General features: G+C 70.8%; 23 protein-coding genes. 9 read left to right on the top strand and 14 right to left on the bottom strand.

What is annotated here, in order from left to right:
* The 4 genes from ACZ6BB_RS06600 (at nt 1) to ACZ6BB_RS06585 (ending at nt 5,519) form a co-directional block, all read left to right on the top strand.
* Complete coding sequence (locus ACZ6BB_RS06600; RefSeq protein ID WP_471614222.1) at nt 1–1,959, top strand: RiPP maturation radical SAM C-methyltransferase; 1,959 nt, start codon at nt 1–3, stop codon at nt 1,957–1,959.
* 119 nt (nt 1,960–2,078) lie between these two features.
* A complete protein-coding gene (locus ACZ6BB_RS06595; protein WP_471614221.1) occupies nt 2,079–2,651 on the top strand; it encodes a DUF2087 domain-containing protein in 573 nt (190 codons plus the stop codon).
* A gap of 4 nt (nt 2,652–2,655) precedes the next feature.
* Entirely contained in the window at nt 2,656–4,098 is a 1,443-nt protein-coding gene (locus tag ACZ6BB_RS06590; protein WP_471614220.1) for a leucyl aminopeptidase family protein, read from the top strand.
* 170 nt (nt 4,099–4,268) lie between these two features.
* Nucleotides 4,269–5,519, top strand: a complete 1,251-nt coding sequence (locus tag ACZ6BB_RS06585) for a PTS transporter subunit EIIC (RefSeq protein WP_471614219.1) — start codon at nt 4,269–4,271, stop codon at nt 5,517–5,519.
* A gap of 74 nt (nt 5,520–5,593) precedes the next feature.
* Here the strand turns inward: ACZ6BB_RS06585 and ACZ6BB_RS06580 are convergent, their stop codons facing one another.
* A complete protein-coding gene (locus ACZ6BB_RS06580; RefSeq protein ID WP_184893507.1) occupies nt 5,594–6,346 on the bottom strand; it encodes an MBL fold metallo-hydrolase in 753 nt (250 codons plus the stop codon).
* A 338-nt stretch (nt 6,347–6,684) separates the two neighbouring features.
* On the opposite strand from ACZ6BB_RS06580, the gene ACZ6BB_RS06575 reads away from it, so the two are divergent.
* Nucleotides 6,685–7,149 carry a type II toxin-antitoxin system PemK/MazF family toxin gene (locus ACZ6BB_RS06575; protein ID WP_471614218.1) on the top strand — a complete coding sequence of 155 codons (465 nt, stop codon included), beginning with the start codon at nt 6,685–6,687 and terminating at the stop codon, nt 7,147–7,149.
* Nucleotides 7,150–7,383: 234 nt separating this feature from the next.
* On the opposite strand, the gene ACZ6BB_RS06570 is transcribed toward ACZ6BB_RS06575, so the two are convergent.
* From ACZ6BB_RS06570 to clpS, 8 genes are all read right to left on the bottom strand, one after another.
* Nucleotides 7,384–8,334, bottom strand: a complete 951-nt coding sequence (locus ACZ6BB_RS06570) for a PLP-dependent cysteine synthase family protein (RefSeq protein ID WP_471614217.1) — start codon at nt 8,332–8,334, stop codon at nt 7,384–7,386.
* Between the two features lie 6 nt (nt 8,335–8,340).
* Nucleotides 8,341–8,619: a MoaD/ThiS family protein gene (locus tag ACZ6BB_RS06565; protein WP_351415199.1), complete on the bottom strand. Its 279-nt coding sequence runs from the start codon at nt 8,617–8,619 to the stop codon at nt 8,341–8,343.
* Between the two features lie 112 nt (nt 8,620–8,731).
* On the bottom strand, nt 8,732–8,827 hold the full coding sequence (locus ACZ6BB_RS06560; protein ID WP_309474684.1) for a putative leader peptide: 96 nt from the start codon (nt 8,825–8,827) through the stop codon (nt 8,732–8,734).
* 109 nt (nt 8,828–8,936) lie between these two features.
* Nucleotides 8,937–10,004: a LacI family DNA-binding transcriptional regulator gene (locus ACZ6BB_RS06555; protein WP_471614216.1), complete on the bottom strand. Its 1,068-nt coding sequence runs from the start codon at nt 10,002–10,004 to the stop codon at nt 8,937–8,939.
* An 85-nt stretch (nt 10,005–10,089) separates the two neighbouring features.
* Nucleotides 10,090–10,512, bottom strand: a complete 423-nt coding sequence (locus ACZ6BB_RS06550) for a M67 family metallopeptidase (RefSeq protein WP_471614215.1) — start codon at nt 10,510–10,512, stop codon at nt 10,090–10,092.
* A gap of 99 nt (nt 10,513–10,611) precedes the next feature.
* On the bottom strand, nt 10,612–12,057 hold the full coding sequence (locus ACZ6BB_RS06545; RefSeq protein WP_471614214.1) for an amino acid permease: 1,446 nt from the start codon (nt 12,055–12,057) through the stop codon (nt 10,612–10,614).
* A gap of 452 nt (nt 12,058–12,509) precedes the next feature.
* Nucleotides 12,510–13,112 carry a DUF2017 domain-containing protein gene (locus tag ACZ6BB_RS06540; RefSeq protein ID WP_471614213.1) on the bottom strand — a complete coding sequence of 201 codons (603 nt, stop codon included), beginning with the start codon at nt 13,110–13,112 and terminating at the stop codon, nt 12,510–12,512.
* Nucleotides 13,113–13,123: 11 nt separating this feature from the next.
* The gene (clpS, locus tag ACZ6BB_RS06535; RefSeq protein ID WP_013003244.1) at nt 13,124–13,441 is read right to left on the bottom strand and encodes an ATP-dependent Clp protease adapter ClpS; all 318 of its coding nucleotides are present in this window, start codon (nt 13,439–13,441) and stop codon (nt 13,124–13,126) included.
* Nucleotides 13,442–13,552: 111 nt separating this feature from the next.
* Here clpS and ACZ6BB_RS06530 point away from each other — a divergent pair, with 111 nt between their 5' ends.
* Nucleotides 13,553–14,881, top strand: a complete 1,329-nt coding sequence (locus tag ACZ6BB_RS06530) for a nicotinate phosphoribosyltransferase (protein ID WP_471614212.1) — start codon at nt 13,553–13,555, stop codon at nt 14,879–14,881.
* Between the two features lie 234 nt (nt 14,882–15,115).
* Nucleotides 15,116–15,703, top strand: coding sequence for an isochorismatase family protein (locus ACZ6BB_RS06525; RefSeq protein WP_471614211.1), 588 nt, complete (start codon nt 15,116–15,118; stop codon nt 15,701–15,703).
* A gap of 22 nt (nt 15,704–15,725) precedes the next feature.
* Here the strand turns inward: ACZ6BB_RS06525 and ACZ6BB_RS06520 are convergent, their stop codons facing one another.
* Together ACZ6BB_RS06520 and ACZ6BB_RS06515 are read right to left on the bottom strand one after the other, a co-directional pair.
* Entirely contained in the window at nt 15,726–16,079 is a 354-nt protein-coding gene (locus ACZ6BB_RS06520; protein ID WP_471614210.1) for a hypothetical protein, read from the bottom strand.
* A 123-nt stretch (nt 16,080–16,202) separates the two neighbouring features.
* Entirely contained in the window at nt 16,203–18,557 is a 2,355-nt protein-coding gene (locus ACZ6BB_RS06515; protein WP_471614209.1) for an immune inhibitor A domain-containing protein, read from the bottom strand.
* Between the two features lie 466 nt (nt 18,558–19,023).
* Here ACZ6BB_RS06515 and ACZ6BB_RS06510 point away from each other — a divergent pair, with 466 nt between their 5' ends.
* Nucleotides 19,024–19,314, top strand: a complete 291-nt coding sequence (locus ACZ6BB_RS06510; RefSeq protein ID WP_471614208.1) for a hypothetical protein — start codon at nt 19,024–19,026, stop codon at nt 19,312–19,314.
* An 81-nt stretch (nt 19,315–19,395) separates the two neighbouring features.
* Here the strand turns inward: ACZ6BB_RS06510 and ACZ6BB_RS06505 are convergent, their stop codons facing one another.
* Nucleotides 19,396–20,088, bottom strand: a complete 693-nt coding sequence (locus ACZ6BB_RS06505; RefSeq protein ID WP_471614207.1) for an RDD family protein — start codon at nt 20,086–20,088, stop codon at nt 19,396–19,398.
* 111 nt (nt 20,089–20,199) lie between these two features.
* A complete protein-coding gene (locus tag ACZ6BB_RS06500; protein ID WP_471614206.1) occupies nt 20,200–21,819 on the bottom strand; it encodes an RDD family protein in 1,620 nt (539 codons plus the stop codon).
* Nucleotides 21,820–22,082: 263 nt separating this feature from the next.
* On the opposite strand from ACZ6BB_RS06500, the gene ACZ6BB_RS06495 reads away from it, so the two are divergent.
* Nucleotides 22,083–22,496 carry an SsgA family sporulation/cell division regulator gene (locus ACZ6BB_RS06495; RefSeq protein WP_471614205.1) on the top strand — a complete coding sequence of 138 codons (414 nt, stop codon included), beginning with the start codon at nt 22,083–22,085 and terminating at the stop codon, nt 22,494–22,496.
* A gap of 31 nt (nt 22,497–22,527) precedes the next feature.
* Here the strand turns inward: ACZ6BB_RS06495 and ACZ6BB_RS06490 are convergent, their stop codons facing one another.
* Complete coding sequence (locus tag ACZ6BB_RS06490) at nt 22,528–23,934, bottom strand: FAD-binding oxidoreductase (protein WP_471614204.1); 1,407 nt, start codon at nt 23,932–23,934, stop codon at nt 22,528–22,530.
* Nucleotides 23,935–23,973: the final 39 nt, after the last annotated feature.

The raw sequence follows: 23,973 nt of genomic DNA, 5'->3' as shown, positions 1-23,973 counted from the left end.
ATGACCGGAACAACCCCGACCGGCCCCGCCGCCCCCGGCCGCGTGGCCCTGGTGTCGATGCCGTGGAACAACGTGCGGCGTCCGTCCATCCAGGTGGGCACGCTGCGGTCCGTCGCCCGTGCCGAGCGGTGGCGGGTCGACTCGCACTACGCCTACCTCTCCTTCTACGGCCTGGCCCGCACGGCCCTCGGCATGCGGGACGCCGAGTGGTCGGACGCGTACGAGACGGTGTCCGAGGGGCTGTACCAACTGTCCGTCGGCGACTGGATCTTCGCCTGCCGCGACGGCGGGTCCGCGCCGCGCGAGGCGTACTTCCGGATGCTGCGCGCCCAGGGCGTCGAGGACGGGACGATCGAACTGGTCGACGCCCTGCGCGCGGCGGCGGACCGCCATGTGGAGCGGACGGCCGCGGAGTTGCTGGAGTCCGCCCCCGATGTCATCGGGTTCACCAGCACCTTCAGCCAGAACGGCCCGACGCTGGCGGTGGCCGAGCGGTTGCGGGAGCTGGGCTACGGCGGAGTGATCGTGCTGGGCGGCAGCAACTGCGAGGGCTCCATGGGCCGCGCCCTGCTCGCCAACTACCCCGCCGTCGACGCGATCGTGGACGGCCCCGGCGAGGACGCCTTCGTCACCCTCCTCCACCAGGTCGAGGCCGGCGAACCACCGCGCTCCCACGGCCGGCTGATCACCCGCCTGCCCGCCGCCCCCGACAGCGCACCGACCGCCCTCTCCGCGGGCCAGTCGCTGGAGGTGCCCACCCCCGACTACGACGGCTTCTTCGAGCAGTTGCGCGCCGCCGGACTGCACACCCTCGAACCCGAGATCACCCTGCCCGTGGAGTTCTCCCGCGGCTGCTGGTGGGGCGCGAAGACCCACTGCACCTTCTGCGGGCTCAACGGCGCGAGCATGACGTACCGCAGCAAGAACCCCGACACCGTCGCCGACGAACTCCGCCACCTCATGGACCGCTACGGCGTCCTCGACTTCTTCGCCGTCGACAACATCCTCGACCTCAAGTACCTCGACACGGCGCTCCCCCTGGTCGAGAAACTCGACACCGACCATTCCCTGTTCTTCGAGGTCAAGGCCAACATGGAATGGGCCGACATCCGGGCCGCCCGCCGCGCCGGCGTCCGTTCCGTGCAGCCGGGGATCGAGAGCCTGAGCACCGAGGGTCTACGGCTGCTGAAAAAGGGCGCGACCGCTTTCCAGAACATCCGCTTCCTGCTCGGCTGCGCCGAATTCGGTGTCCTGCCGGTGTGGAACATCCTCACCGGTTTTCCCCACGAGACCCCGGAGTCGATGCTCACCCAGATCGATCTGCTGCCCTCCCTGACCCATCTGGAACCACCCGACAACGACATCCTGGCCGTGCACTTCGACCGGTTCAGCCCGTACGTGGAACACCCGCAGGACTACGGCCTCACCCTGACCAGCCCGCTGCCGGGCTACCGGTACGCCTACCCCCGCCTCTCCCCCGGCGACCTGTGGGATCTCGCCTACCACTTCGAGGGCGACTTCGCCGAGGACCCCCGCAACACCGCCGTCCGCGCCCGTCTCGCGGCGGCGGTCCACCACTGGCGTACCCGTCACCACCAGGCACGTTTCACCTACCGGCTCGGCTTCGACGCCGTGACCCTCGCCGACCGGCGGCCCGGGCTGCCCGCCGGCACCACCGTCCTGCGCGGCGAGGACGCCCGGCTGTTCCGCGCGGTCGTCGGCGGCACCCGATTCCGTGATCTGCAGAGCCTGCCCCGAGGGGACGACCCCTTGGAGAAACTGCACGACTGGCAGGAGAAAAGGTGGGTCTACATCGAGGGCAGCAAGGTCATCGCCCTTCCGGTGCGGGAAACGCCCTCCGCCTATCGCACCCCGCCCCGCAAGGGAACTCCCCGCAGATCCCGAACCGCGGTACCGCTCACGCTCACCCCCGCGCATTCCGCACGGCGGTCTGGCTGAAATCGGCCCCGTACGGTGTTTCCCGATTGCGGTGACCGGGCGTCGGCGCGGTACTCGTAGAGGATCACCGTGCACAGCTCCCGTACAACGCCGCACCACGACCCGGAAGTTGACTCACCATGACCACGGCCCCCACCGAGGACCAGATTCCCGCCGAGGACCGGCCCCGCACCCCGGATCTGCCGCCGTCCTGCCGCGATCTGATCGGCGTCCTCGCCCAGACCGACCGGCGTGACGCCTTCGCCGCCCTCGCGCTCGGCGCGACCTCCGTGGCCGAGGTGGCGGAGCGGGCGGGGCTGCGCCCGGCGGCGGCCGCCGTCGCCCTGCGGAAGCTCGTCGACGGGCGGATCGCCGCGTACGACGCCGACGCGCGCACCTACCGGCTGATCGACGACACCTTCCGGCTGGCCGTCCAGGCGGAGGTACGGATCTCCGGACGGGGCGGCGGTGACGGCGCGGGGGCCTACTTCCGCAAGGGGCGGCTGACGTCGATCCCCGGCAAGGCGGAGATCCGCACCCGGGTCCTGACCGTCGTGGCCGACTCCTTCGAGGCCGGGGTCACCTATGCGGAGGCCAAGGTCAACGCGATCTGCGGGCAGTGGTTCGACGACTGGGTCACCCTGCGCAGGGCGCTCGTGGACGAGGAGCTGCTGCGGCGCGACGAGTCGGGCACCCGGTACGAGCGCGTATGACCGCATGACACGGGTCGTCGCCGAAGACGTCACCGCGGACACGGCGGGCGGGCCGGCCGACGTCGTCGCGTACGGCCGGCACACCGGCGCGGCCGCGGGCGCCTTCAGCCGCCGCCGGGGTTTCGTGGCGCGTCCCGGGCAGGTGGTCGCCGAGCCGTCCGCGGACGGACGCTCGGTGGTGCTGAACGTGGGCCTGGGGCCGGCGGGCGCGGCCACGGCCGCCACGTTCCGTACCGCGGCGGCGGCCGCGGTACGGGCCGCGGGACCCGCCCGCACGCTCCGGCTGGAACTCGCCCTGGCCGACGACGGCGGGGTCCCGGCGGCCGACCGCGCCCGGGCCGTGGCGGAGGGCGCGGTGCTGGGCCTGTACCGCTACGACGAATACCGCTCCGCCCGGGCCGCGAGCCCCCTGGCCGAGGTGGTCGTGGTGACCGGCGAGCGGCGGGCCGTCGCCGAGGGCCTGGCCGCCGCCGAGGCCACCTGCCTCGCCCGCGACCTCGTGAACTGCCCGGCCGGTGCCCTCACGCCCCCGGTGTTCGCCGACCGGATCCGCGAGCTGGCGCGCGCCACCGGCCTCGGCTGCGCGGTGTACGAGTCCGCCGGCCTGACGGAGCTGGGCCTCACGGGCCTGGCCGCCGTGGGCCGGGGCTCGGCGGAGCCGCCCCGGTACGTGGAGCTGGCGTACGACCCGCCGGAGGGCGAGCCGGTCCTCACCGTCGGGCTGGTCGGCAAGGGTGTCACGTTCGACTCCGGCGGGCTGTCCCTGAAACCGTCGGACGAGCGGCACGCGATGAAGGCCGACATGGCCGGCGCGGCGGCCGTCGTGGCGGCCCTGACGGCCCTGCCCCCGCTCGGCCTGCCCCTGCGGATACGCGGCCATCTGCCCCTCGCGGAGAACATGCCGGACGGCGGCGCCCTCCGGGTGGGTGACGTCGTACGCCATCTCGACGGCACGACGACGGAGATCACCCACACCGACAACGAGGGCCGGGTGGTGCTGGCCGACGTGCTGGTCCGCGCGACCGGGCCCGGCCCGCACCGCGCCGACCTGGTCATCGACGTGGCCACCCTCACCTCGGCCGCGGTGCACGCGCTCGGCACCCGGACCGGGGTCCTGTTCACGCCGGACGAGCGCCTGGCCCGGACGGTGCTGGCCGCTTCGGAGCGGGCCGGGGAGTCGTTCTGCCGGCTGCCGCTGCTCGCCCATGAGCGCCGCCATCTGCGGTCCGCCGTGGCGGATCGGGTGAACTGTTCGCACCGGCACGGGGACACCGTGCAGGCCGCGCTCTTCCTCCAGGACTTCGTCGCGGCCGGCGTCCGCTGGGCCCATCTGGACATCGCCGCGCCCGCGTACAACGACGAGGGCCCCTACGCCGAAGTCCCTTATGGCGGTACCGGGTTCGCGGTGCGCACGCTGATCGAGACGCTGCGCGCGCTCTGCGGGTAGTCCCGCGGCCGCGAGCCGGGACCCACGCGAGCCGTCCGTGAGCGGCCCGGGTTCGTCCGTGAGCGGCTCGGGATCCCGTCAGGAATCGAGGGTTCCTGATCCCGTCCCCCATCTGCTACAACAGGTCTACACCACTGAGTGGTGTAGACCACCACCCGATGGAGGAGTCCATGAGCACTGCCACCGCGCCAACGGCGGCCCCCGCGAAGAAGTGGGGATCAGGCCTGATGCAAGGCCTGCAGAAGGTAGGCCGCAGCCTGCAGCTGCCCATCGCCGTGTTGCCGGCGGCGGGCATCCTGCTCCGGCTCGGCCAGGCCGACGTCCAGGAGAAGCTGAACCTGCCCGACAAGGTCACGGCGGTCTTCGCCACGGCCGGTGGCGCGATCTTCGACAACCTGCCGATGCTGTTCTGCATCGGTGTCGCGATCGGCTTCGCCAAGAAGTCGGACGGCTCGACCGCGCTGGCCGCCCTGGTCGGCTTCCTGGTCTACAGCAACGTCCTGAAGGCCTTCCCCGTCACCGAGGCCAAGGTGCAGGCCGGCGCCGACATCGCCGCGACCTACAACAACCCGGGTGTCCTCGGCGGCATCATCATGGGTCTGCTGTCCGCCGTGCTGTGGCAGCGCTACCACCGCAAGCAGCTGGTGGACTGGCTCGGCTTCTTCAACGGCCGCCGACTCGTCCCGATCATCATGGCCTTCGCCGGTACCGCGATGGGCGTCTTCTTCGGTCTGGTCTGGGAGCCCATCGGTGGGGTCATCTCCGACGCCGGCGAGTGGATCACCGGGCTGGGCGCGGCTGGTGCCGGCCTGTTCGGCCTGATCAACCGCGCGCTGATCCCGATCGGCATGCACCAGTTCGTCAACACGGTCTCCTGGTTCCAGATCGGCGACTTCACCAACGCCGCCGGCACCGTCGTGCACGGTGACCTGAACCGCTTCTTCGCCGGTGACCCGACGGCCGGTCAGTTCATGTCGGGCTTCTTCCCGATCATGATGTTCGGTCTGCCGGCCGCCGCGATCGCCATCGCGCACTCCGCCCGCCCCGAGCGCCGCAAGGCCGTGATGGGCATGATGATCTCGCTCGCGCTGACCTCCTTCGTGACCGGCGTGACCGAGCCCATCGAGTTCTCGTTCATGTTCATCGCCCCGCTGCTGTACGTGATCCACGCGGTGCTCACCGCCATCTCCATGGCGGTCACCTGGGCACTCGGCGTCCACGCCGGCTTCACGTTCTCCGCGGGCGTCATCGACTACGGGCTCAACTGGAACCTGGCCACCAAGCCATGGCTGATCATCCCGATCGGCCTGGCGTTCGGAGCGATCTACTACGTCGTCTTCCGCTTCGCCATCGCCAGGTTCAACCTGCCCACGCCGGGCCGTGAGCCCGAGGAGGAGGTGGAGGACCTCACCAAGGCGTGAGAGCGGCGGCCGAACGGCGGCGGGCCCCCGGAGCGTGTCGCTCCGCGGGGCCCGCCGCCGTTCACGTACCGGACTCAGATCTCGTACGACACCCTGGGCACCGCCAGCTCCACCGGGCCGTCGTACACCGCGCGGGCGTCGACGAGGTTGACCTGCGGGTCGGTCCACGGCGGGACGTGCGTGAGGACGAGACGGCGGGCGCCCGCGCGGGCGGCCGTCTCACCTGCCTCGCGGCCGTTGAGATGGAGGTCCGGGATGTTCTCCTTGCCGTGCGTGAAGGCGGCCTCGCACAGGAACAGGTCGGCGTCGCGGGCCAGTTCGTCCAGGGTGTCGGTGACGCCGGTGTCCCCGGAGTACGTCAGGACCCGGCCGCCGTGCTCGATCCGGATGCCGTACGCCTCGACGGGGTGGGCGACCCGTTCCGTGTGGACGGTGAAGGGGCCGATCTCGAACGTGCTCGGCTTGACCGTGTGGAAGTCGAAGACCTCGCTCATGGAGGAGGCGGACGGGGTGTCGGCGTAGGCCGTGGTCAAGCGCTGCTCGGTGCCCTCCGGTCCGTAGACCGGGATGGGGTCGCAGCGGCCGCCGTCATGGCGGTAGTAGCGTGCGACGAAGTACGCGCACATGTCGATGCAGTGGTCGGCGTGCAGATGGCTGAGGAAGATCGCGTCGAGGTCGTAGAGACCGCAGTGGCGCTGCAGCTCGCCGAGGGCACCGTTGCCCATGTCGAGGAGCAGCCGGAAGCCGTCGGCCTCTACGAGGTAGCTCGAGCAGGCCGATTCCGCGGACGGGAACGACCCCGAGCAGCCGACGACGGTGAGCTTCATGAGAGCTGGAACCTCCGCGCTGGCGTGAAGTCGTGACAGTCGTGTCGTGTCAGTCGTGACGTGCAGACGGGTTGCGGATTGCAGATTGCAGTTGGCGGGGTTGCGAAGTTCGGGCGTGGGTGCAACGAGATTGGTGCGGTCCGTTGAGCGTAAGGCGCGAAAGGGTGGGTCGCTCCTCCGCCAGGGGCCGTTGTGGGCGAACTCACCTGTGGTGTCACCGGTTCGGCTGGTCATAGGGCCGTTGGGGCGGGCGTGGGCAGGGGTGAGGCGGTGTCCATGAGCGCGGGAGTGCGCGCCGGGGCGGGTGTTGCGTGGTGCGCGCCGGTACCGTCGTCGCTATGGACACGTCATGGTGGCCGGCGCTCGCGGTGGTCGTGGTGCTGGCCCTGCTCGCCGCGGTGGTCGACGGGTGGGGACGTTCGCGGCGACCGCCGCGCCGAGGTGGGCGGACGCGGCCGCCGGGGCGCCCCGAGCGGGTGCGCGGGCCGGTGCCGAGACCCCGGCCCGCCGAGATCTGGTGGGCGAGCGTGCCCTTCGAGGACGGGCCCGGGGAGAAGGACAGGCCGTGTCTCGTGCTGGCCGTGCGCGGGGGCCGCGCCCGCGTCGCCAAGATCACCAGCCGGTACCGTGCCGAACGGCCCGGCGTGATCCCGCTGCCCCCGGGCGCGGTCGGTGACGCCCGGGGCCGTCCCAGCTACCTGGAGACGGGCGAGCTGCGGGAGGTGCGGTTGCGCGACTTCCGCCGCAAGGCGAGCGAGGCGGACCCGGCCCTGTGGGCCCAGGTCCGCCATCTGTCGAAGTGAGGAGCGGCCGGTTGTTCACCTGCGGGTGAGCGGGGCCCGATCACGCAGTTCCCCCACGGCCCTGCGGGCCCGAAAAGCACGGGGCGCGGCCCCTGCTTCTCAGGGGCGCGGGGAACTGCGCGAGAAGCCCCACCGGACCCGCACCCGACACCCGCACCCCACCGACACCCGACCCGCACCCGACGAACGCCCCCGGCCCCCACCCGGCCAACGCCCCGCCGCGCGCCTACGCGCCTACGCCCAGAGCTGCCCCTGCAACGTCTCGATCGCCTCTTCCGTCGTCGCCGCCGTGTAGACACCCGTCGACAGGTACTTCCAGCCGCCGTCGGCGACGACGAACACGATGTCGGCCGGCTCGCCGGACTTCACCGCCTTGTTCCCGACCCCGATCGCCGCGTGCAGCGCGGCCCCCGTGGAGACGCCCGCGAAGATCCCCTCCTGTTGCAGCAGCTCACGCGTGCGGGTCACCGCGTCGGCCGAACCGACGGAGAACCGGGTGGTCAGCACGGACGCGTCGTACAGCTCCGGCACGAACCCCTCGTCGAGGTTGCGCAGACCGTAGACGAGGTCGTCGTAGCGCGGCTCGGCGGCGACGATCTTGACGTCCGGCTTCTGTTCGCGCAGGAAGCGGCCCACGCCCATCAGGGTCCCGGTGGTGCCGAGGCCCGCGACGAAGTGCGTGACGGAGGGCAGGTCCGCGAGGATCTCCGGACCGGTCGTCGCGTAGTGGGCGCCCGCGTTGTCCGGGTTGCCGTACTGATAGAGCATCACCCAGTCGGGATGCTCGGCGGACAGCTCCTTGGCCACGCGCACGGCCGTGTTGGAGCCTCCCGCCGCCGGGGACGGGATGATCTCGGCGCCCCACATGGCGAGCAGCTCACGCCGCTCCTGGGAGGTGTTCTCGGGCATGACGCAGACCATGCGGTAGCCCTTGAGCTTCGCCGCCATGGCCAGGGAGATGCCCGTGTTGCCCGAGGTGGGCTCCAGGATCGTGCAGCCCGGCGTCAGACGTCCGTCCTTCTCCGCCTGCTCGATCATGTGCAGGGCGGGCCGGTCCTTGACCGAACCCGTCGGATTGCGGTCCTCCAGCTTCGCCCAGATGCGGACGTCGGCGGACGGCGACAGCCGCGGCAGGCACACCAGAGGGGTGTTGCCCACCGCGGCCAGCGGGGAGTCGTAGCGCATGGGTGATCAGGCCATGCCGCCGGCCACAGCCGGCAGGATCGTCACGTTGTCACCGTCGGAGAGCTTGGTGTTGATGCCATCCAGGAACCGGACGTCCTCGTCGTTCAGGTAGACGTTGACGAAGCGGCGCAGCTCACCGCCGTCCACGATGCGCGCGTGGATGCCCGTGTGGCGGCTCTCCAGGTCGGTGAACAGGTCGGCGAGGGTGGCACCGGCTCCCTCCACCGCCTTCTGACCGTCGGTGTACTGGCGGAGGATGGTGGGGATGCGGACCTCGATGGCCATGGTGTGCGGCTCCTGTCGGGAGTGGTGGTCGGTGGCGCGCGGCAGCGCGAAGTGCGTGGTCACACAGGTGAGGGCGCCGCGGCTCACGGCCGTACGGCGGCAGGGATCGGCGTCAACAGATGGCGCTGGCGAGCCTGCACAGGTCGACGTGCAGCCGCGCCACGAGCAGTGCGCCCGGCGTCTTCTCGCTCACGTCGTCAAGAACCATGGGCTCATCGTATCGATTCCCGGTCCGGGTCCCGGAATGTGATCCCACATGCCGGACGGATTCGGGCCGGAGAATGAGACCGAGGGCCCCGCACCTCTCGGACACGAGGTCAGGCCGACTGCCGGAGGACCAGCCGCGTGGGGGTGACCACCGAGGTCGGAGGGCTTCCCGCCCCCCGCTCCCCCGCGCCCGCCAGGTCCTCCGTGTGGCTGAACAGCAGCCGGGCCATCAGCCGGCCCATGCCCTCGATGTCCTGGTGAACGGTGGTGAGCGGCGGGTCGGTGTGCTCGGCGATGGGCGTGAGGTCGTCGAAGCCGACGACGGCCACGTCGTCCGGCACCCGGCGTCCGCGCTCGCGCAGCACCTGGAGCGCGCCGGAGGCCATCAGGTCGGAGGCGACGAAGACGGCGTCCAGGTCGGGGCAGCGTTCCAGGAGCGCGGTCATGGCGGTGACACCACCCTGCCGCGTGTAGTCGGAGTGTTCGATCATCTCGGGCGGCGCGTCCGGCAGGAGGTCTTGGTAGCCGTCCAGGCGGTCGAAGGCGGACGCCTCCCGCTCGACCGGCCCGGTGATCGTCGCGACGCGTTCCCGGCCCAGCGCGAGCAGATGGCGGACGGCCTCGCGGGCACCGCCCCGGTTGTCGGCGTCGACGTACACGCGGTCGTGGACGGGTTCACCGTCGCGGAGCATCGGCCGGCCGCCGAAGACGGCGGGCAGGCCGAGCCGGTCGATCATGCCGGGCAGCGGGTCGTCGGCCCGCAGGGAGAACAGCAGGGCGCCGTCGACGTGGCCGCCGCCCAGGAAGTCGCCGACGCGCGGATACTCCTCGGGCTCCTCCAGGAAGAGGAGGACGGGCTGGGCGCCGTGGGCGACCAGCTCCTTGCGGATGCCCCGCAGGTGCAGGTCGAAGAAGGGGTCGATGAAGAGGCGGTTCTGCGGCTGGCTCGCGACGACGGCGATGGCGTTGTTGCGGCGGGTGACCAGCTGGCGGGCGGCGGAGTTCGGCACGTAGCCCAGTTCGGCGATGACCTCCCGGACCCGTTCGACGACCGCCGCGCGCACCTTGTCCTCGCCGTTGATCACCCGTGACACGGTGGACTTGGACACCCCCGAGCCGCGTGCGACGTCGTCGAGCGTGGGGCGCCGGCCGGGCAGCCGTCGCGTCTGTCGAGTCAAGACCGTCTCCGTGGCGGGCAGTTGTGGGCGTACGTGCGTGCGCGTGCGTACGAACACCGTAGCCGCGAACTTCCTGCGCCGTCGGTCAGTACGCCGCCACGATCCGCACCTCCTCCTCGGTCACCTCGCCCTCGACGATCCGGAACGAGCGGAACTGGAACTCGCCGAGACCGTCGGTGTCGGCGGTCGAGACGAGGACGTAGTGGGCGCCGGGCTCGTTGGCGTAGGAGATGTCGGTGCGGGACGGATGGGCCTCGGTGGCGGTGTGGGAGTGGTAGATGACCACCGGTTCCTCGTCGCGGTCGTCCATCTCGCGGTAGAGCTTGAGCAGGTCGCCGGAGTCGAACTCGTAGAACGTGGGCGACATGGCCGCGTTCAGCATCGGGATGAACCGCTCCGGGCGGTCCGAGCCCGCCGGTCCGGCGACGACGCCGCACGCCTCGTCGGGGTGGTCCTTGCGCGCGTGGGCGACGATCTGGTCGACGAGGTCCTGGGTGATGGTCAGCATGGTCGCCAGGATAAGCAGAAGGGCTGTTCCGTACCGGGGGGTGGTACGGAACAGCCCACATGCCGGGACCAGGGCCTCGCGGACCCTGGCGTGGTCCGGTCAGCCGACCTTCTCGAACTCCGTGTCGCGGCGCTCGGTGACCTCGGGGTTGCGGCTCTTGAGCACGGCCCAGCCGACGCCCAGGGCCGCCGCCCAGCCCGCCATCACGTAGAGGCAGACGCGGGAGTCGGCGTCGTAGGCGATGAGGCCGGTGACGAAGAGCAGGAAGACGATGGCGACCCAGCTGCACTTCGCGCCGCCGGGGGCCGGGAAGGACGAGACGGGCAGGCGGCCGGCGTCCACGGCTCGGCGGTACAGGACGTGGCTGATCAGGATCATCAGCCAGGTCCAGATGCCGGCGGCGGTGGCGACGGAGACGACGTAGCCGAAGGCCTTCTCCGGGACGATGTAGTTCAGGATCACACCGATGCCCATGAAGAGCACGGAGACGGTGATGCCGAACGCCGGGGTCTTCGTCGACGACAGCTTGCTGAAGACGCGCGGGGCCTCGCCGTTGTCCGCGAGGGTGCGCAGCATGCGGCCGGTGGAGTACATGCCCGAGTTGCAGGAGGACAGGGCCGCCGTCAGCACCACGAAGTTGACGATGGCGGCACCCGCCGGGATGCCGATCTTGGCGAAGGCCGCGACGAAGGGGCTCACGCCGGGCGCGAACTCGGTCCACTTCACCACGCACAGGATGACGGTGAGGGCACCGACGTAGAAGAGCGCGATCCGCCAGGGCAGGGTGTTGATGGCCTTGGGGAGGGTCTTCTCGGGGTTCTCCGACTCACCGGCCGTGACACCGACCAGTTCGACGGCGAGGTAGGCGAACATCACGCCCTGGAGGGTCATCAGGGACGAGCCGACGCCCTTGGGGAAGAAGCCGTCGAAGGCCCACAGGTTGGAGACGGCGGCCGTGTCACCGGCGGCGCTGAAGCCGAAGGTGAGGACGCCGAGGCCGATCACGATCATGCCGAGCAGGGCGGTGACCTTGACCATCGAGAACCAGAACTCGATCTCGCCGAAGAGCTTCACGGAGATCAGGTTGGCGCCGAAGAGGACCACCAGGAAGACCAGAGCGGTCACCCACCGCGGGATCTCCGGCCACCAGTAGTTGACGTAGATCGCGGCGGCCGTGAGTTCGGCCATGCCGGTGACGACCCACATCAGCCAGTACGTCCAGCCGGTGAAGTAGCCGAAGAACGGGCCGAGGAACTCGCGGGAGTACTCCGCGAAGGAACCGGAGACCGGGCGGTACAGGAGCAGCTCGCCGAGCGCTCGCATGATGAAGAAGATGATGACGCCGGCGAGGGCGTACATGAAGATCAGGCTGGGTCCGGCCTTGGCGATGTTCGCCCCGGCTCCCAGGAAGAGGCCGACGCCGATGGCGCCGCCGATCGCGATCATCTGGACCTGACGGCTGCCGAGCCCGCGCTCGTACCCCTCTTCGGGTGCGTCGCCGCGCACGGCTTCGTCGCCGTTCTTGTTGACCTGAGCGGAGGTCATGTGTTGTGCGCCTTTCTCCACGCTGGGCCGATCCGGGCCGTTCGTCGGCCCCGGATCGGGTTCCGATCCCCCCGGATGTGATGGAGCTGAGCGGGCTCAACCGCCGAGCCCGCTCGTGCCTGGCCGACGGTCGTCGGCCGGTGGCGCACCCGAGCGGACATGGGTGTCGTCCGTCGAGCGATCGTGCAGATCTATCACGGTCGCAGTCTTGATCCACCGAATGTTCTGTGGCGCACAACACAGGGAGAAGCGGACAAAGAACACCCGCGAGGGCATCCCTCGCGGGCGTGGTGACGCGATCGTTATCCGGATTTGAGTGTCCTCTGAGCGAACGCTGAGCGTCCGTGGAGAAGACGTGGAACGCCCGTGCGGCGGGCATGGAGAGGCCCCGGAACCTCCGGGACCTCCCGGGACCTCCCGAGACCTCGCGGGAGGTCAGAACAGCGGCACCCTCAGGGCATGAGCGTCGTGACGAGCGAGTCCTGGAGGCCGCCCAGCCACAGGTACGCCATCACCATCGGCTTGCGCGGGTCCTCGTCCGGGAGGCGATAGAGGAGGTCGGTGTCCTCCTCGTCGACGACGTCCAGCCGGGAGCCGATGGCGAGCCGCAGGTCGTTGAGACAGCCGAGCCACTGCCGGGAGTCCTCCGCGGACAGCTTCAGCACGGCCCCGCCCTCCCCGGCCGCGGCCAGCGCGTCCAGGGAGTGGATCACCGCGAGGGCCTTCTCGCGCTTGCCGGCCCGCAGATCGTTCTCGGTGAAACGGCGGAACTCCGAGGAGTACGCCCGCTGCTCCTCCGCCTCCCGGGCCGTCGGGGTGCCCTCGGGGTCGCTGTAGGCGTCCGGGAAGAGCCGCTGCAGGACGGGGTCCTTGGGCGGCTCGCTCGGGCCCTCGGCGAAGAGTTCGGCGAGCGGGTCGTCGTCGGCGTCCTCGGCGGGGCCGGGGCCGATCAGCTCCAGGAGCTGGACCGCCAGCGAGCGGATGATGGAGATCTCGACCTCGTCGAGCGCGACGGCCGCGCCGCCGCCGGGGAGCGCTTCGAATTGTCCAGGCATCAGGTGCGTCGCTACTTCCGGTCCTGCTGGAGGGTGGCCCACAGGCCGTAGCCGTGCATGGCCTGTACGTCGCGTTCCATCTCCTCGCGTGATCCGCTGGAGACGACCGCGCGGCCCTTGTGGTGGACGTCGAGCATCAGTTTGTTGGCCTTCTCCTTCGAGTACCCGAAGTAGGCCTGGAAGACGTACGTCACGTAGCTCATGAGGTTCACCGGGTCGTTGTGGACGATCGTGAGCCACGGCACGTCCGGTTCGGGTACGGCGAAGGTCTCCTCCGCCGACTCGGTCTTCTCGATCTCCATGGGAACGGCTGCCGTCACACCGCCCATGCTGCCACCACAGGGGGGTGCCCGCACAAATGCGGCCCTCCGACCAGGGCACACGGGAAACGGCCATCCAGAAATCGTCAGACTGACGAAATGGGAGTACGATCTCTTGCCATGAACACAGCGGACCTCGGTTTGCCGGTCGACGTCCCCTCGACCGCGCTCTTCACGGACCAGTACGAACTCACGATGCTGCAGGCCGCCCTGAAAGCGGGTACGGCCGAGCGGCGTTCGGTGTTCGAGGTCTTCACCCGGCGGCTGCCCGAGGGACGCAGGTACGGCGTGGTGGCCGGCACCGGACGGGTGCTGGACGCGGTCGAGAACTTCCGTTTCGACCCGGCCGTCCTCGGCTTCCTGCGCGAACACTCCATCGTGAACGCGGAGACCCTCGACTGGCTCGCCGGCTACCGCTTCTCCGGAGACGTGTGGGGGTACCAGGAGGGCGAGGTGTACTTCCCGGGCTCGCCGGTCATGCGGGTCGAGGGCACCTTCGCCGAGTGCGTCCTGCTGGAGACCGTGATCCTCTCCATCCTCAACCACGACTCGGCGATCGCGGCCGCCGCCTCCCGGATGTCCAGCGCCGCCGGGGAGCGCCCGCTGATCGAGATGGGCGCCCGGCGCACGCACGAGCTGGCGGCGGTGGCCGCCTCGCGCGCCGCGTACATCGGCGGTTTCACCTCCACCTCGGACCTGGCCGCCGGCTTCCGCTACGGCATCCCGACGGTCGGCACCAGCGCCCACGCCTTCACCCTCCTGCACGACCGCGAGCGTGACGCCTTCCAGGCCCAGGTGGACTCGCTCGGCCGGAACACCACGCTGCTCGTCGACACGTACGACGTCGCCGAGGCCGTCCGGACCGCCGTGGAGATCGCCGGGCCCGAGCTGGGTGCCGTGCGCATCGACTCCGGTGATCTGCTCCTCGTCGCCCACCGGGTGCGCCAGCAGCTGGACGAGCTGGGCGCGCGGGACACCCGGATCATCGTGACCTCGGATCTCGACGAGTACGCCATCGCCTCGCTGGCGGCGGCGCCCGTGGACGCGTACGGCGTCGGGACGCAGCTGGTGACCGGCTCCGGTCACCCCACCTGCTCGATGGTCTACAAACTCGTCGCGAGGGCCGAGTCCGCGGACCCCGCGGCCCCGCTGGTGCCGGTGGCGAAGAAGTCCAGCGGCGGGAAGACGTCCCTCGGGGGCCGCAAGTGGGCGGCCCGGCGGCTGGACGAGCACGGCGTGGCGGAGGCCGAGGTCATCGGCACCGGGCCGGTCCCCGAGGAGCTGCGGGAACGCGAGCTGCTCGTCCGGCTGGTCAAGGACGGCCAGGTGCTCTCCCGGGAGCCCCTGGACGTCGTACGCGCGCGGCACGTGGCCGCCCGGTCGAACCTGCCGCTGTCGGCGACGCAGCTGTCGCGCGGGGAAGCGGTTCTCCCGACGGAGTACGTCTGAGCCTCGGGCGGGCGCACGCTGGGGGGTAGGCCGGAGTGAATCTGTCCGGCGCGCTCTCCCCCGAGCCCCCGAGCGCCCGCTTGACCGGTGCGTGCTCCGGTCCGCGCACCGGGCGAGCGCCGGATGCCCCCTCCCGAACGGCCCCCGGAGTCTCTAGGCTCGGAGGTTCGTAGTCCCCAGCCCGGCCGATCCCACCCACCCCGAAGCACCGAAGAGTCTAAGGACACCGACACCATGCGCCGCGCCTTGATCGTCGTCGATGTACAGAACGACTTCTGCGAGGGAGGCAGCCTCGCGGTGGCCGGTGGTGCCGATGTGGCCGCCGCCGTCACCGAGCTGATCGGCCAGGCGGCCGGCCCGGGCTACCAGCACGTGGTGGCCACCCGTGACCACCACATCGCTCCCGGTGGCCACTTCTCCGACAACCCCGACTACGTCCACTCCTGGCCCGCCCACTGTGTCGCCGGGACGGAGGGGGTCGGGTTCCATCCGAACTTCGCCCCCGTGATCGCCTCCGGCGCTGTCGACGCCGTCTTCGACAAGGGGGCATACTCCGCGGCGTACAGCGGCTTCGAGGGCGCCGACGAGAACGGCGTGACCCTCGCGGACTGGCTGCGCGCCCGCGACATCACCGAGGTCGACGTCGTCGGCATCGCCACGGACCACTGCGTCAGGGCCACCGCCCTGGACGCCACCCGGGAGGGCTTCCGCACCCAGGTGCTGCTGGACCTGACCGCCGGGGTGGCCGAGGAGACGACGGAGCGAGCCCTGGAGGAGCTGCGGGAGGCGGGCGTGGAGCTGTCGGGCAAGCCGGTGGTGTGAGCCCCGGGGGTCACCGCCCGGGTCACACGGGCACCGTGGGCCTCCGCAGCAGCGCTCTGATCGGGTGCCACAGCTCCGGGGCCGTGGCGGCCGGGCAGACCTGTGAGGTACGCCATATCAGGCCGTCGGGATGGTGCAGTACGGCCGTGATCTCGTCCGGGGTCGGGGGCGCCGCGTTGCCGCGGAGGTAGACCGCTCGCATGCCCAGGTTCCGGAGCCGGGTCAGGGCCCTGGCGCGGTTCGCGGCCAGGACGAGCACCCGTACGGAACCGTCGTCCTGCGGCACCCAGGTCGTACCCGGTGCCGCCGCCCCGGACAGGTTCAGGGCGACGACGACATTGCCGTCCGGCAGTTTGCAGAAACCTCCTGCGGCCATGCAGGTCCCACCCCCGTGCGTGTCGGTGTCAATAAGGAAGTCACACCACGCACCTAAACACGTCCGGCCGCGACCCGCCAAGGGGGTCACGGCCGGACGCACTCTGACCTGCGAAAACGCGATCTACTTCACCGCGGGGCCGACCTTGACCGACATCGTGGAGCCGTCCTCGGCCTCCTTGACGATCTCGATCTTGGTGTTGGTGTCAGTGATCTTGACACCGGCCAGCGGGGTGGCCGCGTCGTAGTAGGTGTTGGTCCGGTCGTTGAACACGGACACACCCGCGGACGACGGGATGGTCGTCAGGACGTCGGCCTTGTGCAGCTTCAGACCGTCCGTGCGGTAGAGGCTGAACGGGGAGTCGTACGCCTGGATCCGGCTGCGCATCACCGTGCCGTCGGCCCACTTCAGCGCCGCCGGGTGCGAGTCGACCGGCAGGACCAGACCCGCGCCCGGGTGGACGCTGGTGTTGTTGTCCGCCTGCGAGGTGTCCCACTTCCAGATCAACAGACCGTTCTGGTACGGGAAGTGCTCCACCCAGTCCGGACGCGTGGTCGAGAAGCCGAAGTTGTACGGGCCGACCTTCAGGGTCTCGTCGTACGACACGTACTGACGGTTCTCGGCGATGTAGTACTGCGCGTAGTCGTCCGTGATCGACGCGCCCACGCGGGAGAAGCCCTTGGCGGTCCAGGCCGCGTCCGCGCTCTCCGCGTTGTCCGAGAAGAGGACGGAACCGTCGGCGGTCAGCGCGATGGAGTCGGCCGCGAAGCCCTTCGGGGCCACGCCGCCGTCCGTCTGGTAGCGGAAGCGGAGGTCGAACTTCTTGCCCGCATAGGCGTTCAGGGAGTACGACAGCTTCTTGTACGCGGCGGAGGAGCCGGTCAGCGCGGGCTTGCCGCTGGCGTCGCGCGGGATCGCCGCGCCGTCCACCGTGCCGTCGACGGCGGTCCAGTTGGCGCCGCCGTCGGTCGACACCTCGGTGTAGAGGTAGTCGAACTCGGCCTCGATGTCGTACCAGCCGTCGAGGGTGAGCGCGGCCGAGGACTTGCCCGTGAGGTCCACGGAACGGGTCAGCGTGTTGGAGAGGTTGTCACCGCTGCCGCTCCACCACTGGGTCGAGCCCTGCGCCGGAACGACGATCTCGGTGGAGACCTCCTTCTTCGGCAGCTCGACCACGAGGGCCTGCTTGTCCTTGGAGTTGTACTCCGCGACCCCCAGCTTGTGACGCGACTTCGTCGCCGCCTTCGCCGTGTCGTAGTCCAGCCAGCCGAGCTGCAGCTTGTCCCAGGCGGTCATGTCGCCGGGCAGGTCGCCGATGGCGTCCTTGCCGGTGCCGAGCCACGAACCGGCCGACATCAGCGTCCAGAAGCCGGTGGAGTTGTCGCCGCCGGCGGTGTCGTAGTGGTCCGGCAGACCGAGGTCGTGGCCGTACTCGTGGGCGTAGACCCCGAGGCCGCCGTTCTCCGGCTGGACGGTGTAGTCGCCGACCCAGATGCCGGTGTCACCGATCTTGGCGCCGCCGAGCTTGTTGCCGGCCGGGCCGGTCGCGCCCGCGTCGGTGCCGAACGCGTACCAGCGGTGGGCCCAGATGGCGTCCGTGCCCTGCGCGCCGCCGCCGGCGGACTCGTCCTCACCGGCGTGCACGACCTGGAAGTGGTCGATGTAGCCGTCGGGCTCGTTGAAGTCGCCGTCGCCGTCGAAGTCGTAGCGGTCCCACTGGTCGAACTCGGCGACGTCGGCCTTGATCTCCGCGTCGGTGCGCCCCGCTGCCTTCTGCTGGGCGACCCAGGACGTGAGACCGTCGCTGACCACGTTCCACACGCTGGAGCAGTTGGTCTGCCCGCACTTGTTGTTGCCGTAGCGGGCCTCGTTGTACGGGACCTTGACCCAGTCGGAGACTTCACCCTCGACCGAGTAGCGGCCCGAGGACTGCTTCTCGTAGTACTTCTTCACCGACTCGTCGTTCTTGCCGGTGCCGAAGTAGAGGTCCTGGAAGTACTTCTGGTCGTAGTCCGCCCGCCAGGCCGTGGAGTTGTCCTTGGCCCGGTCCGGCTCGGCGATGGTGTTGTGCAGCGGGCCGGGCGTGCCGCCGTAGCGGCTGTCGACCTGGTCGCCGAACTCGACGAGGATCGTGAAGATCTTGTCGGTCTTCTCGCGGCCGAGCTCGACGTACTTGCTCTTGCCCTTCTTGCTGTCCAGCTTCACGACCTGCGAGCCGTCCCGGTCCTTGACCGTGGCGTCGCCGGATATGACCTGCTGCAGGGCCTCCTCGCGCTGGGCCTCCCGAGTTTTGCTCAGGGGTCCGTCGAGGTCGTGCTCGCCGGCGTGCTCGTGGTCCGCCGGGTCGTGCCGGTCCACAGCCGCGGCCGGTGCGCCGTCGGCGGCCTGCGCCACCGTGAAGGCCGACAGGGTCGCCGCCGCCGTGGCGACCGCGACACCGATGGCCGCAGCTCTGGACGTCCAGGGTCTACTGGTCACTTGAGGTCCTCCCCCGCGTCCGTTTCGCGCGGAGAAGGATGGTCCTGGGTGGAGGAGTCCGCGCGCGGTATACGCGTGTAGTCAAGTGACGCCATTCGACCGGAGTTTCGACTGAAAAAACAGATCTTGACTTGGACAGGTCAATTGCATTATCGGCGTCTACGGGAAGCGCTTGTTCGTTATGCGTCCGTTACGTGCAGCACTCAGACACCTCTCGAACAGGCGCGCATATGCGTCCACTTGCCGGACGCCATGAACCCGTGCGCCCCCTGTGCACCCGGCGCCGTGTGTCAGGTCACGCTTACCTGTCGTTCCACTCGGGCACCCTGGCGAATAGAGTCGATTGGCGGAGCGCCGGAAGTCGGTGAAAGCCAAGTCGGCAGCCTGCTTCACCTTTGATTCGTATCCGCACCCTCCCCATCATCGTGAGAGGCACGGGGAGACTCCACCCGAGGACACGATTGCCATGCCTCGTCCGACGACCGCACAGCTCGCCTACGGTTCCTGCACCGTGATCTTGTCCACCCTCGCCATGCTGCTGCTGTCCCAGACGAGTTCCGGCACGGGCATCGCGGTGATCGCCGTGGCCGCCCTGGGCCTGGGCCTGCTCGTCTCCCTGACCGTGCCGGTGTCCAAGCAGCCGGTGCCCGGTACCGCGGTGCGCCGCGGCCGTGCGACCGCCGCGCCCGCGCCGGTCCCCGCGGCCGCGCGGGCCGAAGCGGTGCGGGAGCCGGTGCACGAGCCGACGGGTTCCTGAACCGGCACGCGGTGACAGTGCGCTGAAACGTTGCGGCGGGCCCGTGTGCGCGCGGTCCCGCCGTCGCCGCGGACCGGGTGCTCAAGCGGTGCTGACCACCACGGTCTTGGCCGCCTTGTCGTGCAGACCCTGCTTGTACGGCTTGTCGAAGAAGCTCCAGCCGCCCGCGATCGCCGTCCAGATGCAGGCGCAGCAGAAGGCGAAGGGGATCCACAGCACGGCCGCGCGGATCAGCGAGGTCTGCGTGGAGGGCGTGGAGCCGTCGTTGAGGTCGGCCACCCGCAGCTTCAGCAGCTTCTTGCCGAGGGTCTGGCCGTTCCTGACGGTGAAGAACGTGTCGTACGCGATGTAGAGGACGGCCGCGAGCGCCTCCTGGGCCAGGGACTTGCCGAACTCGAAGTCGTCCGAGTCCACCGTGTACTGGCTGATCCTGAACGCCCACGCCAGCAGCCAGACCACGATCCCCACCAGGATCATGTCGATGATCCGCGCCAGCACCCGCTTCCCGCTGTCGGCGAGCGGCGGCATTCCCACGAGCGGATCGTTGGGGTACTGCCCGCCTCCGTAGGGGTCCCCGCCGTAGGGCGGGGGCTGACTCCCGTACGGGGGCGGTTGCTTTCCGTACGGGGGCTCCTGTCCGCTTCCCGGCGGCGGCTGCTGGGGCGGCGGGTCGTACGGGGAGCCGCCGCCCTGGTGCGGCGGGGGCGGCTGCTTCCTGAACCGGTCGTCGTCCGGGGACTGACCGGAGCCGAAGGGCGGCGGTTCGCTACTCATGGCCCGAGTCGACCCCGAACTCCCGGACTCCGCATCCGGCACGGGGCCGTACGGGGTACGGGTCCACGTACCCGGCGCGCGGGCGGCCCCGGCCGGGCCGCGCCTGCCCCGCTACCCGCCCGCCACGAAGGTGTGCGCCGCCTTGTCGTGCCAGCACTGGCGCCACGGCTTGTCCCACACGCACCACAGGACCCCGATCACGCCGATGCCGAGGAGCCCGGAGACGGTGTGGACGAGCCAGCGGCGCAGGGAGCGCCCGAACGACGGGGGTTCGTGGCCCTCGATGTCCCGGACGTCGAGGCCGAGCAGCTTCTTGCCGAGGGTGCGGCCCCACCTGGCGGTGGGCAGCACCTCGTAGAGGGCGCTGACCAGGAACAGGACACCGAGGACGATGCCCAGGTAGACGGAGGTCGTGCCGTCGACCAGCCAGACCGTGACCCGCTCGCCGGAGAGTTTGGCCGCGTCGATCTTCTCGTCGATGTGGTCCATCGCCTTGGTGCCGAACGGCACGGCGGCCACCGCCGTGACGCTGCCGACGACGACGCTGTCCACGAGCCGGGCGGCGAACCGTCTGCCGAGCCCCGCGGGCCTGGCCTCCGCCTGCCGCCGCGCCGCCGCCTGGAACGGGTCCTCCACCACCGGCTTCCACGGCGCGACCGGCTGCTCGGCCTCGCCCCCGGCCAGCCGGTGCACCTGCTGCGCCCAGGAGGGCTGCCCGCCACCGAACCCGACGGCCATGGGAGTGTCGGGCGACTGCGGAGCGACGGCGGCCTGCTGGGGCACGCCGGGCGGGGGCGGGGCGATCTGCGGATCGGGTACGGCCGGTGAAGTCGCCGGGGCCTGCTGCGGGAAGGCACCGCCGAACGGGGACTGCGGCGGCTCCGCCTGCGGCGGGGCCGGAGCCACCGGGGCGGCGGCCGGGGCCACCGCCGCCGGCGCCTGCGGGGCGGTGCCCGACTGCGGGCCCTGCTGCGGAGGCTGCGACTGCTGCTGCGGGCCGGACGCCGCGGGAGCGGCGGGCTGCGGGGCGAGGCCGAGGGCCTGCTGGGCGGCGACCTGGGCGGGGGTCAGGGGCACGCCCCCGTCCGGCTGCCCCGGGCTCGTGGAGGAAGGACGGAAGGTCATGGTGCCGTCGGACCGCGGGGGTTCCGCGTTCTCGGCGCTCTGCGGACGCCCGGACGGGGTGGGGCGCCGGAACACCACCGTGCCCGGTGTGGCCCCGGCGTCCTCGCCGGCGTCCGCCGGCGGGATCGTCGCCGTGCCGTCCGTGCTCGCCGTACGCCCGGGGTCGGCGCCGTCGGCGGGGCCGCCGCCCGCGTCCGCGACGAGGGGCACCCGGGGGTCGCGCGGGTCCGGGACGGACGCCGAACCCCAGGACACCCGGCGGTCCTTGTCGCCGCCGAAGCCGGTCTGGCGGGAGCGGTCGGCGCCCCACGCGGAGGCGGGCTCGGGGCGGGAGCCGTGCAGGGCGTTGTCGGAGGCCGGGCGGGCCTGTTCGCCGTCGGCCGCGGGGTCCTCGTCGAAGAAGTGCGGGCCCGTCTCCTCCACGGCGCCGGACGGACCGGAGCCGGGCGGCGGGGCGATCGGCCTGCCGTCGGAGGGAGCCGGACGGCTCGTACCCGGCACCCAGGCCGCGCCGTTCCAGTACCGGACGTATCCAGGAATGGACGGGTCCGGGTAATACCCTTCGCGGGGCCTGTCGTCGCCGGGGGCCGGGGTTGGGGCACTCATGTCCGTCGTCCCGTATCTGCTCGTGGGTTGGGTGGAGGCGTCCAGATCTACCAGACGGCGGCCCGGTCCATGACCGCTGCCTCCGGACCCGCCCCATTCACGCACGGATCTGGTACGGGCCGGCGGGGACGCCGGTCGCCGGGAGCCGGTCGGCGGACTCGTCGGAAAAAGTTTCGCGAACCCGCGTAATGCCCGGGGGTCCTCAGCCCTCTCACTCGTACGGGCCCGCGCCGAGGGCCCGCCACGAGAGAGGAACGATCACCATGCGGCACACCGTCGTGGAGCGCGAGCTGGAACTCGGACTCGTCCTGTCACCCGAGCGCACCCTCCCCGTACCGGCCAAGCTCGGCTTCCGCAGCGACGACCCGTACGCGGTCCACATCACCTTCCACATCAACTCCGACCGTCCGGTGCACTGGACGTTCGCACGGGAGCTGCTGGTGGAAGGGGTGTTCCGGCCGTGCGGGCACGGGGACGTGCGGGTCTGGCCGACGAAGGTGTCGGGCCGGAGCGTCGTCCTGATGGCGCTCAGCTCGCCGGACGGGGACGCGCTGCTCGAAGCCCCGGCCGCCGCCGTGTCGGCCTGGCTGGAGCGGACCCTGCGGGTGGTGCCGCCGGGTGCGGAGTTCGACATGCTGCGCATCGACGACGCCCTGGCGGAACTCCTCGCCCGGTGAGTCGTACGGGAAGGGGCTCGGGTCGCGCGGGTCAGAACAGCTTGCCCGGGTTGAGGATGCCCAGGGGGTCGAAGGCGGACTTCACCGCCCGCTGCATCTCCGTCCCCACCGGGCCGAGCTCCCGCGCCAGCCATTCCTTCTTGAGGATGCCCACACCGTGTTCGCCGGTGATCGTGCCGCCGAGTTCCAGGCCGAGGGCCATGATCTCGTCGAAGGACTCGCGGGCGCGCCGGGACTCGTCGGGGTCTGCCGCGTCGAAGCAGACGGTGGGATGCGTGTTGCCGTCGCCGGCGTGCGCGCAGACCCCGATGGTGAGGTCGTACTTCTCCGCGACGCGCTCCACGCCCTCGATCAGCTCGCCGAGCTTCGAGCGAGGCACGCACACGTCGTCGATCATCGTCGTACCCTTCACCGCCTCCAGCGCGGTGAGGGACATCCGCCGTGCCTGGAGCAGCAGTTCGGACTCGGCCGCGTCGTCCGCCGGGACGACCTGGGTGGCGCCCGCGGCCTCGCACAGCGCCCCGACGGCGGCGAGGTCGGCGGCCGGGTCCGGGGTGTCGAAGGCGGCGAGGAGCAGTGCCTCCGTGGTCTCCGGCAGTCCCATGTGCCCGAGGTCGTTGACGGCCTTCACCGTCGTACGGTCCATGAGTTCGAGCAGCGAGGGGACGTGCCCGCCGGCCATGATCCGGCACACCGCGTCGCACGCGGCGGCGGCCGACGCGAACTCCGCCGCCAGCACCAGCTGCTGCGGCGGCCGCGGCTTCAGGGCGAGGATCGCCCGTACGACGACGCCGAGCGAGCCCTCGGAGCCGACGAAGAGGCGGGTGAGGTCGTAGCCGGCGACGCCCTTGGCGGTGCGCCTGCCGGTGGACATCAGCCGGCCGTCGGCGAGCACGACGTCCAGGCCGAGGACGTACTCGGCGGTCACCCCGTACTTCACGCAGCACAGGCCGCCGGAGGCCGTGCCGATGTTGCCGCCGATCGTGCACATCTCCCAGCTGGACGGGTCCGGCGGGTAGGAGAGGCCGTGTTCGTTGACCGCGCGGGAGAGGGTCGCGTTGACGACGCCGGGTTCGACGACGGCGATACGGTCGACGGGGTTGATCTCCAGGATCCGGTCCATCCTGGTGAGGGACAGGGCGATACAGCCCTCGGAGGCGTTGGCTCCGCCGGAGAGACCGGTGCGGGCGCCCTGGGGGACGACCGGTACGCGCAGTTCGGTGGCGACGCGCATGACGTGCTGGACCTGTTCGACGGTCCGGGGCAGCACGACGACCGCCGGGACCCCCGCCTCGCAGAAGCTCGCCATGTCGTTGGCGTACGAGGCCGTCACGTCGGGATCGACGAGGACCGCCTCCGTGGGCAGCCCGCTGCGCAGACGGTCGACGAGGTTGCCGGCCGTCTCGTCGGCCGGGGCTTCGATACGGCTCATGATCACAGGTTCGCATCCACGGCCATCGGTGTGAACCCGTCGACG

This window comes from Streptomyces sp. NPDC041108, assembly GCF_055592645.1.
Note: the sequence above shows the minus strand (reverse complement) of the source record. Positions and strands in the feature narration are given on the sequence as shown.